Source organism: Arthrobacter sp. Ha26 (assembly GCF_059091705.1).
In genome coordinates this window covers 331,699-344,722 of record NZ_JBNHGX010000004.1, presented here as the reverse complement: position 1 = coordinate 344,722, position 13,024 = coordinate 331,699, and the positions used below count along the sequence as shown (strand labels likewise).

12 protein-coding genes are annotated in these 13,024 nt (G+C 66.3%); 3 read left to right on the top strand and 9 right to left on the bottom strand.

All coding sequences use genetic code 11. The features are described 5' to 3' along the window. Positions 1-21 precede the first annotated feature (21 nt). The 4 genes from AC5RVY_RS12285 to truB all read right to left on the bottom strand — a co-directional run bounded on the left by AC5RVY_RS12285 (position 22) and on the right by truB (position 2,944). Positions 22-1,005: a bifunctional riboflavin kinase/FAD synthetase gene (locus AC5RVY_RS12285; RefSeq protein ID WP_493954981.1), complete on the bottom strand. Its 984-nt coding sequence runs from the start codon at positions 1,003-1,005 to the stop codon at positions 22-24. Positions 1,006-1,135: 130 nt separating this feature from the next. Next, positions 1,136-1,537: a hypothetical protein gene (locus AC5RVY_RS12280; RefSeq protein WP_493955059.1), complete on the bottom strand. Its 402-nt coding sequence runs from the start codon at positions 1,535-1,537 to the stop codon at positions 1,136-1,138. Between the two features lie 115 nt (positions 1,538-1,652). After that, on the bottom strand, positions 1,653-2,006 hold the full coding sequence (locus AC5RVY_RS12275) for a hypothetical protein (protein ID WP_493954980.1): 354 nt from the start codon (positions 2,004-2,006) through the stop codon (positions 1,653-1,655). A 2-nt stretch (positions 2,007-2,008) separates the two neighbouring features. Beyond that, the gene (gene truB / locus AC5RVY_RS12270) at positions 2,009-2,944 is read right to left on the bottom strand and encodes a tRNA pseudouridine(55) synthase TruB (RefSeq protein WP_493954979.1); all 936 of its coding nucleotides are present in this window, start codon (positions 2,942-2,944) and stop codon (positions 2,009-2,011) included. 103 nt (positions 2,945-3,047) lie between these two features. On the opposite strand from truB, the gene AC5RVY_RS12265 reads away from it, so the two are divergent. After that, the gene (locus tag AC5RVY_RS12265; RefSeq protein WP_493954978.1) at positions 3,048-4,214 is read left to right on the top strand and encodes a pyridoxal phosphate-dependent aminotransferase; all 1,167 of its coding nucleotides are present in this window, start codon (positions 3,048-3,050) and stop codon (positions 4,212-4,214) included. A gap of 75 nt (positions 4,215-4,289) precedes the next feature. Here AC5RVY_RS12265 and trxA read toward each other — a convergent pair whose 3' ends face one another. Together trxA and AC5RVY_RS12255 are read right to left on the bottom strand one after the other, a co-directional pair. Continuing rightward, complete coding sequence (gene trxA / locus AC5RVY_RS12260; protein ID WP_493954977.1) at positions 4,290-4,727, bottom strand: thioredoxin; 438 nt, start codon at positions 4,725-4,727, stop codon at positions 4,290-4,292. Positions 4,728-4,729: 2 nt separating this feature from the next. Next, positions 4,730-5,212 carry a nucleoside deaminase gene (locus tag AC5RVY_RS12255; protein ID WP_493954976.1) on the bottom strand — a complete coding sequence of 161 codons (483 nt, stop codon included), beginning with the start codon at positions 5,210-5,212 and terminating at the stop codon, positions 4,730-4,732. Positions 5,213-5,395: 183 nt separating this feature from the next. Here AC5RVY_RS12255 and AC5RVY_RS12250 point away from each other — a divergent pair, with 183 nt between their 5' ends. Together AC5RVY_RS12250 and AC5RVY_RS12245 are read left to right on the top strand one after the other, a co-directional pair. Continuing rightward, positions 5,396-7,198: a S8 family peptidase gene (locus tag AC5RVY_RS12250; protein WP_493954975.1), complete on the top strand. Its 1,803-nt coding sequence runs from the start codon at positions 5,396-5,398 to the stop codon at positions 7,196-7,198. A 231-nt stretch (positions 7,199-7,429) separates the two neighbouring features. Beyond that, a complete protein-coding gene (locus AC5RVY_RS12245; protein ID WP_493954974.1) occupies positions 7,430-8,575 on the top strand; it encodes a ScyD/ScyE family protein in 1,146 nt (381 codons plus the stop codon). A gap of 76 nt (positions 8,576-8,651) precedes the next feature. On the opposite strand, the gene rbfA is transcribed toward AC5RVY_RS12245, so the two are convergent. From rbfA to AC5RVY_RS12230, 3 genes are all read right to left on the bottom strand, one after another. Then, a complete protein-coding gene (gene rbfA / locus AC5RVY_RS12240) occupies positions 8,652-9,161 on the bottom strand; it encodes a 30S ribosome-binding factor RbfA (protein ID WP_493954973.1) in 510 nt (169 codons plus the stop codon). A gap of 248 nt (positions 9,162-9,409) precedes the next feature. Further along, positions 9,410-12,349: a translation initiation factor IF-2 gene (gene infB / locus AC5RVY_RS12235; RefSeq protein ID WP_493954972.1), complete on the bottom strand. Its 2,940-nt coding sequence runs from the start codon at positions 12,347-12,349 to the stop codon at positions 9,410-9,412. Between the two features lie 152 nt (positions 12,350-12,501). Then, positions 12,502-12,846, bottom strand: a complete 345-nt coding sequence (locus tag AC5RVY_RS12230) for a YlxR family protein (RefSeq protein ID WP_493954971.1) — start codon at positions 12,844-12,846, stop codon at positions 12,502-12,504. Positions 12,847-13,024: the final 178 nt, after the last annotated feature.

The following is a 13,024-nucleotide window of genomic DNA, read 5'->3' as shown; positions in this document are numbered from 1 at the left end:
CGGGGCTTTCCCTGCGGACGGTTAGTGCCTGGCCAGCAGATCGTGTGCCTGGACCACGTCCAGCCGCATCTGGTCCACCAGCGCCTCAGGCCCACGGTAGGCCACCATGCCCCGGAGGCGGGCCACAAATTCAACAACTACTGTCTGGCCGTACAGATCGAAGTCCTCCACGGCTTCCCGCGGGCGGTCGATGACATGGGCCTCCACCTGGCGGCTGACGCCGTCGAACGTGGGATTGGACCCGACGGAGATGGCGGCCGGCCAGCGGGTGCCCGCCTGGTCCACGAGCCAGCCGGCATAGATGCCGTCCGCGGGAATGAGCCCGCTGGCATTGGACGACAGGTTGGCAGTGGGAAATCCGAGGGCGCGGCCGCGGGCAGCGCCATGGACCACTTCGCCGCGCATCCGGTGCGGCCGTCCAAGCACGGCGGCGGCAGTGGTGACGTCACCTTCCTGGAGTGCTTCGCGCACCCAGGTGGAGGAGCAGCGGCGGTCCTTGCCGTCGTCGTCATGGAGGGGGTAGCCCTCTGAGCCGAACTCGCTGATCACCTGGACATCGAAGCCGAACTTCTGCCCGAGCGCCTTCATGGTGTCCAGGTCCCCGGAGTTGCCGCGGCCGAAGCGTGCATCATGGCCGATCACCACATGGCTGGCATGCAGACGATCGACCAGGAACTGCTCCACGAATTCTTCAGCGGTGAGGCTGGCGAGGTCCAGGGAGTACTTCATCACCAGGATGCCGTCCAGGCCCAGCTCCCCCAGCGCCTCGAGCTTGTCATGCAAACCCATGATCAGTTCAGGCGCAGATTCGGGGCGGTGGATCAGTGCAGGGTGGGGGTCAAAGGTAACGGCAACGGACTTGGCCCGGGCAAGCCTGGCGGTGCGGATCAGTTCGGAGAGCACCTGCTGATGGCCGCGATGAACCCCGTCGAAGTTCCCGAAGGTGACAACAGATGGGCCGAAGTCCGCCGGGACCTCGGACGGATCGTTCCAGATGTAAACCATCACCCTCGCCTTTAAACTGCGTGCAAGTATCAACGTCCAGGACCTTACCGGCCACGGAACTCTCTAAAGATTACCCGCACTCAACCGTGCGGCATTGCCAGCGGCCGGGCGGCCGTGGAGCGAGTGTGCCTCAGCTATTCAATGACGGCCGGCGCCGGTACAGCCACACGAGGCCCAGGATAGGCAACAGCAATGGAATAAAGCCATAGCCCCGGCCAAACAGGGACCACACCGTCTCGTGCGGGAACTGGACGGGGTCAAAGACGCTGAGCGCGCCCACCACCAGCACGCCCACCAGCTCAACCAGGACCGCCGCCACGGAAATCTTGAACCACGTGGTGCCGGCCTTCGCCAGGGACACCGTGGCCACCACGTACACCAAGGCGGCGAACGCGGACAGCACGTACGCCAGCGGTGCCTCGGAAAACTTGGTGAGGATCTGGTACCCGGCGCGGGCGGTGGCGGAAATGGCAAACACCGCGTAGACGGCAATCAGCAGCCGGCCAGGTCCCGTGTTGCGGGTGTTCCGCACCGACGCTCCCTTGCCGGCTGCGCCAGCGGTTGGGCCACCGGTTGGGCCGGCGGTTCCACGCTTGGCGGCGCCGGCGGCGTGGTTCTGGTTTTTCACTTTGTGTGCTTCTTCCACTTCAGTACCAGATCTGGTTCATTCGGGCGGCCATCACCAGTGCGGTGACACCAACAGCGGCCAGGACAAAGTTGCTCCACCGGGTCCGCTCCAGGACGGACCAGTAGACAGCGGCAGGCGGGAGCAGCATCGCTGTGGCGAGGTAGCCCCAGAACTCCCATGCCTCCCCCGCGATGGGTTCGCCGGCGATCACCCGGACGATCGAGCCCACCAGGTAGACCAGGAGCGCCACCTCGACGGCGACCACCGAGAGGATGGTGACGTCGTTGGGCGCCTTCTTCAGGATGCCGGCCAGCAGGCAGACCCCGGTGGACAGGAGCCCCACCACCAGGACGATGTAAAAATACGCGTCCACGCTCAGGCCGCCCCGGAGGTGCTGGTGCCGGGCCCGCTGCCCGGCGCGAACACCAAAACGGGCTTGGCGAAGCTGCCGGCATCGGCCAGCAGTGCCACCAGGCTTCCGTCAGGGGCGAAAGCGGCGGCGGGATGCTCGGCCGTGGCAGCGTCAGCGCTGCCGGGGGCCGCACCGGCAGCGATCCGGCGGCCGAACGAAATCTCTGTGGTTTCCTCGGGGCTGAGCTCGCGGTTGGGCATGAGCGCCCGTGCGGCCTCGGCCATGTCGAGGACGTCGAGTTCCTCCGCCAGTTGTTCGAGGGTGCGTGCCTGCTCCAGCGAATACGGTCCCACGTGGGTGCGCCGCAGGGCTGTGAGGTGCCCGCCGACGCCGAGGGTGTTGCCGAGGTCGCGGGCCAGGGCACGGATATAGGTTCCCGAGGAGCATTCAACCGTGACGTCCAGGTCCACCACGTCCGCTTCGGTGTCCCTGCTGATGCTGTGCACCTCAAACCGGTGGATGGTGACGGGACGGGACGCGAGCTTGACCTCTTCGCCCGAGCGGACACGGGCGTAGGCGCGTTCACCGTTGACTTTGATGGCACTCACGCTGCTGGGCACCTGCTGGATCCGGCCGGTCAAGGCGGCAACGCCGTCGTAGATTGCCTGCTCGCCCACCCCGGCAACGGAGGCTGTGGCAGTGACGTCACCTTCGGCGTCGTCCGTCACCGTGGACTGGCCCAGGCGGATGGTGGCGGTGTAGGTCTTTGAGGTGCCCACAATGTAGGTGAGCAGGCGGGTGGCCTTGTTGATGCCCACCACCAGGACGCCGGTAGCCATCGGATCCAGGGTGCCGGCATGCCCGACTTTCCGGGTGCCGGCGATGCGCCGCATCCGGCCAACCACATCATGGCTGGTCCATCCCTGCGGTTTGTCCACTATCACCAGTCCAGAAAGCACGCTTCCCAGTATATCGGCGCCGGTACCGGGCCCCGCCCACACGCCAACAGGCCTCCAGGGCGGCTGCACCCGTGCTGCGGGAGGGCCGGTTAGGATGGCAGGCATGCCTGAGCTTGCCGCCCATGTCCGCGACGTGCCCGTCAACCAGATCCGCGAGATCACCGAGGCTGCGTGGCGTACTCCCGGCGCCCTGGTCCTCAGCATCGGCGAGCCGGGGTTCCCGCTCCCGCGCCACGTCCTCGACGCCGGCATCGCCTGCCTGGACCGGGACGAAACCAACTACACTCCCAACGCGGGCATCCCAGCTCTGCGCGAAGCGTTTGCGGCGAAGTTCCGGGAACGCCTGGGCGCCGGCCGCAACACCAGCATCGGCGCCGACCGTGTGTATGTGGTGGACGGCGCCCAGCAGGGCCTGCACTTCGCGATGAGCCTGCTGCTCTCCCCCGGCGACGAGATCCTCATCCCCAACCCGGGCTACCCCACCTTCGCCATGACCAGCCGGCTTCTTAACGCTTTCCCGGTGGGCTACCCGCTCTACCCGGAGCACGGCTTCCAGCCCAGGACCGAGGACATCGACGCCCTCATCACGGACCGAACCCGCGTACTGGTCCTGAATTCTCCGTCCAATCCGCTGGGCGCGGTCCTTAGCGAAGAGCTGACCCGGGACCTGGTGGAGCTGGCACGCCGGCACGATCTGTGGGTGATCTCGGACGAGTGCTACGAGGCGTTCACCTACGATGTGCCGCACGTCAGTCCGGCAATGTTCGACGGCGAACTGCCGGGCGAGGCGCGCGTCTTCACGTCACTGACGCTGTCCAAGACCTACGGCCTCACGGGGCTCCGCATCGGTGCCCTGGTGTGCCCGCCCGGGCTCGAGCAAAAGATGAACAACGTGATGGAGTCGATCGTCTCCTGCGTGGCGTCGCCGTCACAGTACGCAGCGCTCGCCGCCCTCACCGGGCCGCAGGAGTACGTGCGGCACGCGCACGGACACTACCGGGCCAACCGGGACGCAGCGTCCGCTGTGCTTCATTCCAAACGCATTCCGTATCTGAAGGCCGACGGCGCGTTCTACCTCTGGGCGGACGTCTCCCATGTCAGTGGCGGCGATGTCCGGGCCTGGGTCCGGCGCTTCCTCGAAGAGTCAGGAGTCGCCCTCGCGCCGGGGACGGCTTTCGGTTCCATTGGTGAAGGATGGGTACGGGTTGCGCTGTGCGGCAAGCAGGAGGAACTTCTGGAGGGCCTGTCCCGGCTCCCGGAGCGGGCCTAAGCAGCTTCCCTGTTTAAACGCCGCGTCTTAACGCCGCGTCGTGCCCGTTTGCTTTTAGTGTCAGCGCCTTTAGTGTCAGCGCCGCGTTCCGGCAAGTGCCCCGTCCAGCCAAGTCCGCAGCACCTCCGCCGGGGCGGCTCCCGCCTGCCGGGCAGCAACCTGGCCGTCAACGATCACCATCAGCGTAGGAATGGCCTGCACGTCGAACCGGCGGGACAAGCCAGGCGATGTGTCGACGTCAACTTTGACGAGCTTCACGGCGCCTTCCCGCTCCCGGACCAGCTTGTCCAGGACAGGGCTCACCATGCGGCACGGCCCGCACCACGCAGCCCAGAAGTCCACCAGTACGGGAACGGGCGACTGTTCTGCCACGGTGCTGAAATCGGCATCCCCGGCTTCCACGATCCAGGGCAGACCGCCACGGCAGTTGCCGCAGCGGGGCCGGCCGGCGGCATTGGCCGGGACCCGGTTGGTTTTCCCGCAGTGGGGACACGTGATGAGGGACGTTTCCATGCCTAGTAGTCCTTCCGCCTCTTGTTAGCGCCCCAGGCCAGGAACGGGGCGTCCGACGCCGGCACCTCACCCCTGCTGACCGGCAGCAGTTCGGGACGCGTACCGGAGAAGTAGTCGTAGAAGATTGCATCGTCGAAGCCGGCCGAAGCGGCGCCGTAGCGGTCCGCGGCGAAGTAGACGCGGTCGATCCGCGCCCACAGCGCAGACGCCAGGCACAGCGGGCAGGGCTCGCAACTGGTGTACAGGACGGCCCCGCTCAGGTCGAAATGCCGGATGGCGGCAGCGGCGGTGCGGATGGCCACCACCTCAGCGTGGGCGGTGGGATCGTTATCGCGGGTGACCCGGTTAACGCCCTCGTGCACCTGTCCGTCCTTGGTCACCACTAGAGCCCCGAAGGGACCGCCGCCGTCGGCAACGTTCCGGGTGGCCAGGGCCACCGCCCGTTCGAGGTACTGGTTGGCATCGCCGTGGTCCGCCTGGTTCATAGCTCGATCCTAGCCAAAGGGGTTCGGGTTAGGGGACAAAAATAGGGGGCGGAAAAGGGGGGGGCAGTTCCCGGCGACAACGTTGCTCCGCGGTCATAATCTGGCGCCGGGGGTTTTCCGAATTTATTGCCTCTCGCGAGGCTCCTTATCCGGCCCTTCAAGGACGCCAACCGGAGTACCCAAATGAAGAAAAAGTTCCCGCTCGTCGCCTGTCTCGCTGCCGCGGCGTTAGTCCTTCCCGCCGGGCCCGCCGCTGCGGGTTCCAGTAACCAGCCTCCGGGCACGTTGGCCGGGGGTTTGGCAGCACCTCTCAGCCTGGCCGTGGACGGAGCCCTGAATCAGGGCGGAGCGACAGCGGCCGGGGGTGAGTTCGTCGTCTCCTTCAGCGGCACCCCCGAAGTCGCCACCGCCGCGATCGAGGCCGCCGGCGGAACGGTGGAGGACGTCACCTCCCAGGTAGGCCTCGCCCTGGTCACGGCCCCCGACGGCGCGTTCTTGGACAGGGTGCAGGCCGGTACCGGCATCCGCGGTGCCGCCCGGAACCACTCCGTCGGTGTGGGCCGGCAGGGGATGCCGCACCGCTACGCCGGTGAGCGGCTGGACGCGACCGAGCGGCTTGACGCGACCGAGCGGGCGCAGGTAGCCGAGCGGGCACAGGCGAGCCATCCCGGGGAGGCCGGGAGCTTGTCCGCACACGAGCCCAACGCAGAGCCGCTGTCCGGCCTCCAGTGGGACATGGAGATGATCGGCGCCACACCCGGCGGCGCGTGGGAGGAGGCCACCGGCAAGGGTGTCGACGTTGGCATCATAGACACGGGAATCGATGCCGGGCATCCTGACATCGCGCCCAACTTCGACGCGAAGCGGTCCCGGAACTTCACCACCGACATCCCGGACATCGACGGACCCTGCGAATACAAGGACTGCAAGGACCCCGCGAACGTCGACAATGAGGGGCACGGAACGCATGTGGCTGGCATCGTCGCCGCGGCCAAGAACGACTTCGGCACCGGCGGGGTGGCTCCCGACGCGACCCTGGTGAATGTGCGCGCCGGCCAGGACTCCGGCTACTTCTTCCTCTACGAGACGGTCAAGGCACTCGTGTACTCGGGGGACATCCACCTCGACGTCGTAAACATGAGCTTCTACACCGACCCGTGGCTCTTCAACTGCGCGTCACGCGACGAGTACGTAAGTGGCACCGTAACCGACGCACAACTGACCGAGCAGCGGCTCATCAGCGAACTGGTGCTGGGCGCAGTGAAGTACGCCTCCGACCGCGGCGTGACCCTGGTCGCGGCCGCCGGGAACGAGCACATTGACCTTGCCGCACCGACCCGCAACGACGGGACCAGCCCGGACTACCCGCCGGACACCGCCCAGCCGCGTGTCGTGAAGAACACCTGCCTCAACCTGCCCACCGAGGCTCCACAGGTGATCAGCGTATCGTCGGTCGGTCCGTCAGGGACGAAGGCTGACTACTCCACCTACGGGTTCGGCGACATTGAGATCGCTGCCCCGGGTGGCTGGATTCGCGACTACTTCGGGACGCCGCAGTTCCGGGCCCCTGGGAATCTCATCCTCTCGTCGTATCCTCTCCAGGCGGCGATCGAGCAGGGCCTGGCCGATCCGGAGGGCAACCCGGTCGACGCCTTGTCGGTCAAGTACTGCCATGAGGGCACGTGCGGCTTCTACACGTACCTGCAGGGCACATCGATGGCGTCGCCCCACGTCGCCGGCGTCGCGGCGCTGATCATCCAGGAGCGGGGCAAGTCCAGCGGTCATGACGGTTACGTACTTGACCCGAAGACCGTGGCCCGCGTGCTGTTGCGGACGGCGGACGACCACGCCTGCCCTGCCGGCGGTGTGGAGGACTACACCGACGAGGGGCGGACTCCGGACTGGAACGCGACCTGTGAAGGGACGACCGGGAACAACGGCGTGTACGGCGAGGGCATCGTCGACGCGGACGAAGCTGTGGACTGACCGATGACGCCGGCTCCCGGGTCTGTCGCGCGGACCCGGCGTGCGTCCCCCTGCTTGACCGGTCCTTGGCCCGGTTTCGGGTTAGGGGATGAAAAAGGGGGCGGAATAGGGGGCAGGCCCCCAAACACTACCTGCCGGTACAGGCCTAGTCTTACGCCGGGGGTTCCGAATTTATTGCCTCTCCCGAGGTTCCTTATCCGGCCCTTCAAGGGCGCCAACCGGAGTACCGAAATGAAGAAAAAATTCCCGCTCGTCGCCTGTTTCGCTGCCGCGGCGATAGTCCTTCCCGCCGGACCTGCCGCTGCCGGTTCCAGTGAGCACCCTCCGCGCACGTTGGTTGAGGGATTGGCCGCACCCCTCAGCCTGGCCGTGGATTCGGAGGAAACCGTTCTCGTCACCCAGAACGCCCTCGGCCTCCTCAGCCGCGTCAACGATGACGGCACCACCACCACGCTCTATCAGGCCGAAATGGGTTGGGACGTTGGCGGCGTGGAAGTCCGCCACGGAACCACCTATTTCGTGGAAAGCATAGGCGCCGGCCTCGGTGATCCTGACGCCCTCAAAGGCTACTTGAAGTCCATCGACGAGGACGGAGATGTCCGCACCATCGCGGACCTGGCCCACTACGAACGCAAGCACAACCCGGACGGCGAGCAGCATTACGGCTTCGGTTCAGGGGTTTCGGACGAATGCCTGGCCGGCTGGCCCGAGTTCCCGCCCGCACGTTACGACGGCCTGGTGGACTCGCATCCTTACGGCGTGGCGGTGCGGAGCGGCAAGGCGTATGTAGCGGACGCGGGCGCGAACGCCATCCTTGAAGTGGACCTTGAGAGCGGCGATATTTCCACTCTTGCAGTGCTGCCGCCGCGGCGCACGGTTATTCCGGAGAGCGCTGCCCGTCCTGTTGAGGAGGGCGGCCTTGGCGTGCCAGGTTGCGTTGCTGGTGAGAAATACGGGTTCGAGCCTGTTCCCACGGACGTAGAGGTTGGCCCTGACGGTTGGCTTTATGTGACGTCACTGCCCGGCGGCCCGGAAAGCCCGGAGTTGGGCGAACGCGGCGCAATATTCAAGGTCAACCGCTGGACCGGCGAGATGAAGCTCTGGGCGGACAGCATCCTTACCCCCACGGGCCTTGCAATTGCGGACAACGGAGACGTCTACGTGGCGTCGCTCTTCGGCGGCAACATCCTGAAGTTCAATTGCTGGGGGGACCACCGTTCGGAATTCCTGGCGGTGAACCAGCCCGCGGCCGTCGAATTCCAGGACGGACACCTGTACGCCACGGTTGACGCGCTGTCCGGCGCCCCGGAAGGCCCGGGAGCGCCTCCTCCGGCAGGGCCGTCCATGGGCAAAGTGATCCGGGTCCATATCGACTAGTCAGCTGACAAAGTTCTCAGGGAAGCAGGAGGCCCGGACCATATGGTCCGGGCCTCCTGCTACGTACGCTTTGCTGCTACTTGTGGCCGTCTTCGTCGAGTTCTTCGGCATCTGCGATGTCGAGGTCCTCTTCGTCGAAGTCGTCCTCATCGATCTCCACGTCGGCTGAAGCATCGCTCTTGTAGGGATCGGGGTCCCCGGCATGCCGCGCCTGGGCTGCGAGGGCGGCCACCTCGGCGTCACGCTTCTTGGCCTCGCGCAGCAGCTCCTCGAGGTTCGATGCGATAACGGGGATCTCGTCGGAGACGAATTCCAGGGTGGGAGTCAGGCGGATACTAAGGTTGCGCCCCACCTCCTGCCGAAGCACACCCTTGGCCTTCTCCAAGCCCTTGGCAGCATCAGCCTGGACAGCCTGGTCGCCCAGGACGGTGTAATACACAGTTGCGTGCTGCAGATCATTGGTCACCCGGGCGTCAGTAACAGTAATGCCCTCCAGCCGGGGATCCTTAACCTTCCGGCCCAAGGCCTCAGCAACAACAACCTTAATCCGCTGCGCCAACTTGGCAGCACGTGCCGGATCAGCCATGAACAACTCCTAAAGAAAGAAGAAAAATGTGGGACGTACGACGGCGGATCGGCAGCTCGGCTTAGAAAGCTGCCTATGCTGCCACGCACCTTGGTAAGTCAGGGACGATGCCGGAGAGTTTTGGGGGCGCCCGGGAGTGGCATCGGGCCTACCGGAGCTGGGCGGCAGAGGATCGCAAGATCCTCTGCCGCCCAGCGTAGGGGCGGGGCGCCCCCAAAACTCGGAGGCGGCCCCTAACAACAGACAGACTAGACGCGCGGCTTCTCGCGCATCTCGAAGGTCTCGATGATGTCGCCTTCGGAGATGTCGTTGTACGACCCAAGACCGATACCACACTCGAAGTCCGTGCGGACCTCGGTGGCGTCGTCCTTGAACCGCTTGAGCGTCTCAACGGTGAGGTTGTCACCGATGATCTTGCCGTCGCGGCTGATACGGGCCTTGGTGTTGCGGCGGATGATGCCCGAGCGGACGATCGAGCCGGCGATGTTTCCGAACTTGGAGGAGCGGAAGACTTCGCGGACCTCGGCGGTGCCCAGCTGGAACTCTTCGTATTCCGGCTTGAGCATGCCCTTGAGCGCCATCTCGATGTCATCGATTGCGGAGTAGATGACGGAGTAGAAGCGCATGTCCACGCCTTCGCGGTCTGCCAGTTCGGCAACCCGCTCGGCGGGCTTGACGTTGAAGCCGATGATGACGGCGCTGTCCACTGTTGCCAGGTTGACGTCGTTCTGCGTGATGGCACCAACACCGCGGTGGATGACGCGCAGCTGCACGCCTTCGCCGACGTCGATCTTGAGCAGGGCGTCTTCGAGGGCTTCCACGGCACCGGACACGTCACCCTTGAGGATGAGGTTGAGGGTGTCGATCTTGCCTTCGGCGACGGCCTGGTCGAAGTCTTCGAGGCTGATGCGCTTGCGGCGCTTGGCCAGGGCGGCGTTGCGGTCCGCAGCTTCACGCTTCTCGGCGATCTGGCGGGCGGTGCGCTCGTCAGCGGTCACGAAGAAGGTGTCGCCTGCACGCGGCACGTTGGACAGACCCAGCACCTGGACGGGGCGGGACGGGCCGGCCTCGGTCAGGGCGCTGCCGTCGTCGTCGAACATCGCACGGACACGGCCGTGGGCCGTGCCTGCCACGATGGTGTCGCCGACGCGGAGGGTACCGGACTGCACCAGGACGGTGGCAACGGAACCGCGGCCCTTGTCCAGGTTTGCTTCGATGGCGATACCGCGGGCGTCCTTGTTCGGGTTGGCGCGCATGTCCAGGGCAGCGTCCGCGGTGAGCAGGACTGCCTCGAGCAGCTCGTCGATGTTGAGGTTCTGGCGGGCGGAGACCTCAACGAACATGGTGTCGCCACCGTATTCTTCGGGAACCAGGCCGTACTCGGTCAGCTGGCCGCGGACCTTGTCCGGGTTGGCGCCTTCCTTGTCGATCTTGTTCACGGCCACCACGATGGGCACGTTGGCTGCCTGCGCGTGGTTGAGGGCTTCAACGGTCTGGGGCATAACGCCGTCGTCCGCTGCGACCACCAGGATGGCGATGTCGGTGACCTTCGCACCACGGGCACGCATGGCGGTGAACGCCTCGTGGCCCGGGGTATCGATGAAGGTGATCTTGCGGTCGTCGCCTTCGTGGGTGTGCGTGACCTGGTAGGCACCGATGTGCTGCGTGATGCCGCCGTGTTCGCCCGCCATAACGTCGGACTTGCGGATGGCATCGAGCAGGCGGGTTTTACCGTGGTCAACGTGGCCCATGACGGTGACAACCGGAGGACGTGCCTCGAGGTCTTCGTCGCCTTCGGCTTCGAGTTCGGCGTCAAAGTCGATGTCGAAGGTGGAGAGCAGCTCGCGCTCCTCGTCCTCCGGCGACACAACCTGGAGCTTGTAACCGAGTTCTTCACCCAGCAGCGCGAAGGTTTCCTCGTCCAGCGACTGGGTGGCCGTTGCCATTTCACCGAGGTGGAACAGAACGGTCACCAGTGCGGCGGGGTTTGCCTCGATCTTGTCGGCGAAGTCCGTGATGGACGAGCCGCGGCGCAGCCGGATAACAGTGTTGCCGTCGCCGCGGGGTACGCTCACGCCACCCAGCGACGGGGCGCTCATCTGCTCAAGTTCCTGGCGCTTTGCGCGCTTCGACTTGCGCTGCTTGCCACGTCCGGCGCCGCCCTTGCCGAAGGCACCCTGGGTGCCGCCGCGTCCGCGGCCGCCCTTGCCAAAGCCACCACCGGCGGGAGCACCGCCGCCGCCACCGGGACCACCGGTTCCGGGAGCGCCGCCCGGGCGTCCGGGACCACGGCCACCGGCACCGGGACGTCCCGCACCGGCCGGAGCCGGGCGTTCAGTACGGTTGGGCATCATGCCCGGAGTGGGACGGTTTCCACCGGCACCACCGGGACGAGGTGCACCCGGACGCGGGCCACCGGCACCTGCTGCCGGACGCGGCCCGCCAGCGCCGGCCGCGGGACGGGGACCACCGGGACGGGGGCCACCAGCGCCTGCTGCGGGACGCGGACCGCCGGGGCGGTCGCCGTCGGTACGGCCGCCACCCGGGCGGGGCATGCCCTGCGAGGTTGCGAACGGGTTGTTGCCCGGACGGGGAGCACGCTCACCGTCGCCGCCACGGCCGCGGGGCATGCCCTGGGAGGTGGCGAAGGGGTTGTTGCCCGGACGGGGACCGCCGGGACGCGGGGCGGAGCTGCCTGCCGAGCCGCCCTGTCCGCCGGGGCGGGTGGGGGCCGCCGGAGTTTCAGCCTTGGGGGCCGGGCGTGCACCGGGCTTTGCGCCGGTAGACGGAGCAGTGCCGGTGGACGGAGTGGCGGACGCAGCCGGAGCTGCGGGCTGGCTGAAAGCAGGTGCCGCCGGAGCCGACGCAGCAGGCTGGGCCGGTGCTGCGGGAGCAGCCTGGGTGGGTGCCTGCACCGCGGGGGCCGGAGCCTTGGGGGCAGCCGGGCCGGGAGCCGGAGTTGAAGGACGCGCTTCTGCGGCCGGGGCGGGCGCCTTGGGCGCGGCCGCCGGTGCTGAGGCCTTGGCAGCAGCGTCGGGGAAGGCGTTGCGCAGTTTACGCACAACGGGGGCCTCAATGGTGGAAGAGGCAGAGCGAACGAATTCGCCCAGTTCCTGCAGTTTTGTCACTGCATCTTTGGAAGTAATACCGAGCTCTTTGGCGAGCTCGTGTACGCGGACCTTGGCCACATTTCTCCTGTCTCGGTCCGCACCGAGCCAGGCACGAACCGTCTACTTCTTACTGCGGACCCCAGCCGCGATTATTGCGAAAGGGCCCATTGCAGAGCGCAACAAAGTTGTCATCGTTGCGCACTCATCGCTGGGAACTCATCGGGTTTCCATCAGATTTCTGACCCGCTTTCAGGTTGGACGGTTGGTGTTGCAGTTGCCGTGGTGCCTGCAACATTCGTTTCCGGCTTGATCCAGTGTTCGACGGCGGCAGTTCCGGTTGCGCCCGGAAGGGCACGTCCGAAAGCCCGCCGCTTGATCGCCAGAGCCAGGCACGATTCGCTGGGGTGCAGCCAAGCACCCCGGCCAGCCAGCCGGCGTCGTTCATCCACCAGGACAGCGGTTGATCCGCTGCCTTCGGCGACGAGCCGGAGCAATTCCGACCGCAGGCCCTTCTTCCGGCATCCGATGCAGGTACGCTCAGGTTGATTTCCGGTGGAAAGCACTGCCACGGTCATCTTCCTGACATTCATATCTGCTGGCCCCGGGAATGCCGGGCCCTCCGCCGTATCAGCGAAAGGGGCAAACTCAGGGCACAAAGGTGCCGGCCGCTGGGCGCGGCCTTTTCTATTCTAGCCCCTCGGGGCCGTTCTACCCGAAACCGCAGAGCAGTTCCGGCGTGGCCGCACCGTGGAC

Excerpts from the sequence above, each read along its gene's own strand:
- AC5RVY_RS12285 (WP_493954981.1), bottom strand. The coding sequence starts at position 1,005 with ATGGTTTACATCTGGAACGATCCGTCCGAGGTCCCGGCGGACTTCGGC.
- AC5RVY_RS12265 (WP_493954978.1), top strand. The coding sequence starts at position 3,048 with ATGCCTGAGCTTGCCGCCCATGTCCGCGACGTGCCCGTCAACCAGATC.
- trxA (WP_493954977.1), bottom strand. The coding sequence starts at position 4,727 with ATGGAAACGTCCCTCATCACGTGTCCCCACTGCGGGAAAACCAACCGG.
- AC5RVY_RS12255 (WP_493954976.1), bottom strand. The coding sequence starts at position 5,212 with ATGAACCAGGCGGACCACGGCGATGCCAACCAGTACCTCGAACGGGCG.
- AC5RVY_RS12250 (WP_493954975.1), top strand. The coding sequence starts at position 5,396 with ATGAAGAAAAAGTTCCCGCTCGTCGCCTGTCTCGCTGCCGCGGCGTTA.
- AC5RVY_RS12245 (WP_493954974.1), top strand. The coding sequence starts at position 7,430 with ATGAAGAAAAAATTCCCGCTCGTCGCCTGTTTCGCTGCCGCGGCGATA.
- rbfA (WP_493954973.1), bottom strand. The coding sequence starts at position 9,161 with ATGGCTGATCCGGCACGTGCTGCCAAGTTGGCGCAGCGGATTAAGGTT.
- AC5RVY_RS12230 (WP_493954971.1), bottom strand. The coding sequence starts at position 12,846 with ATGACCGTGGCAGTGCTTTCCACCGGAAATCAACCTGAGCGTACCTGC.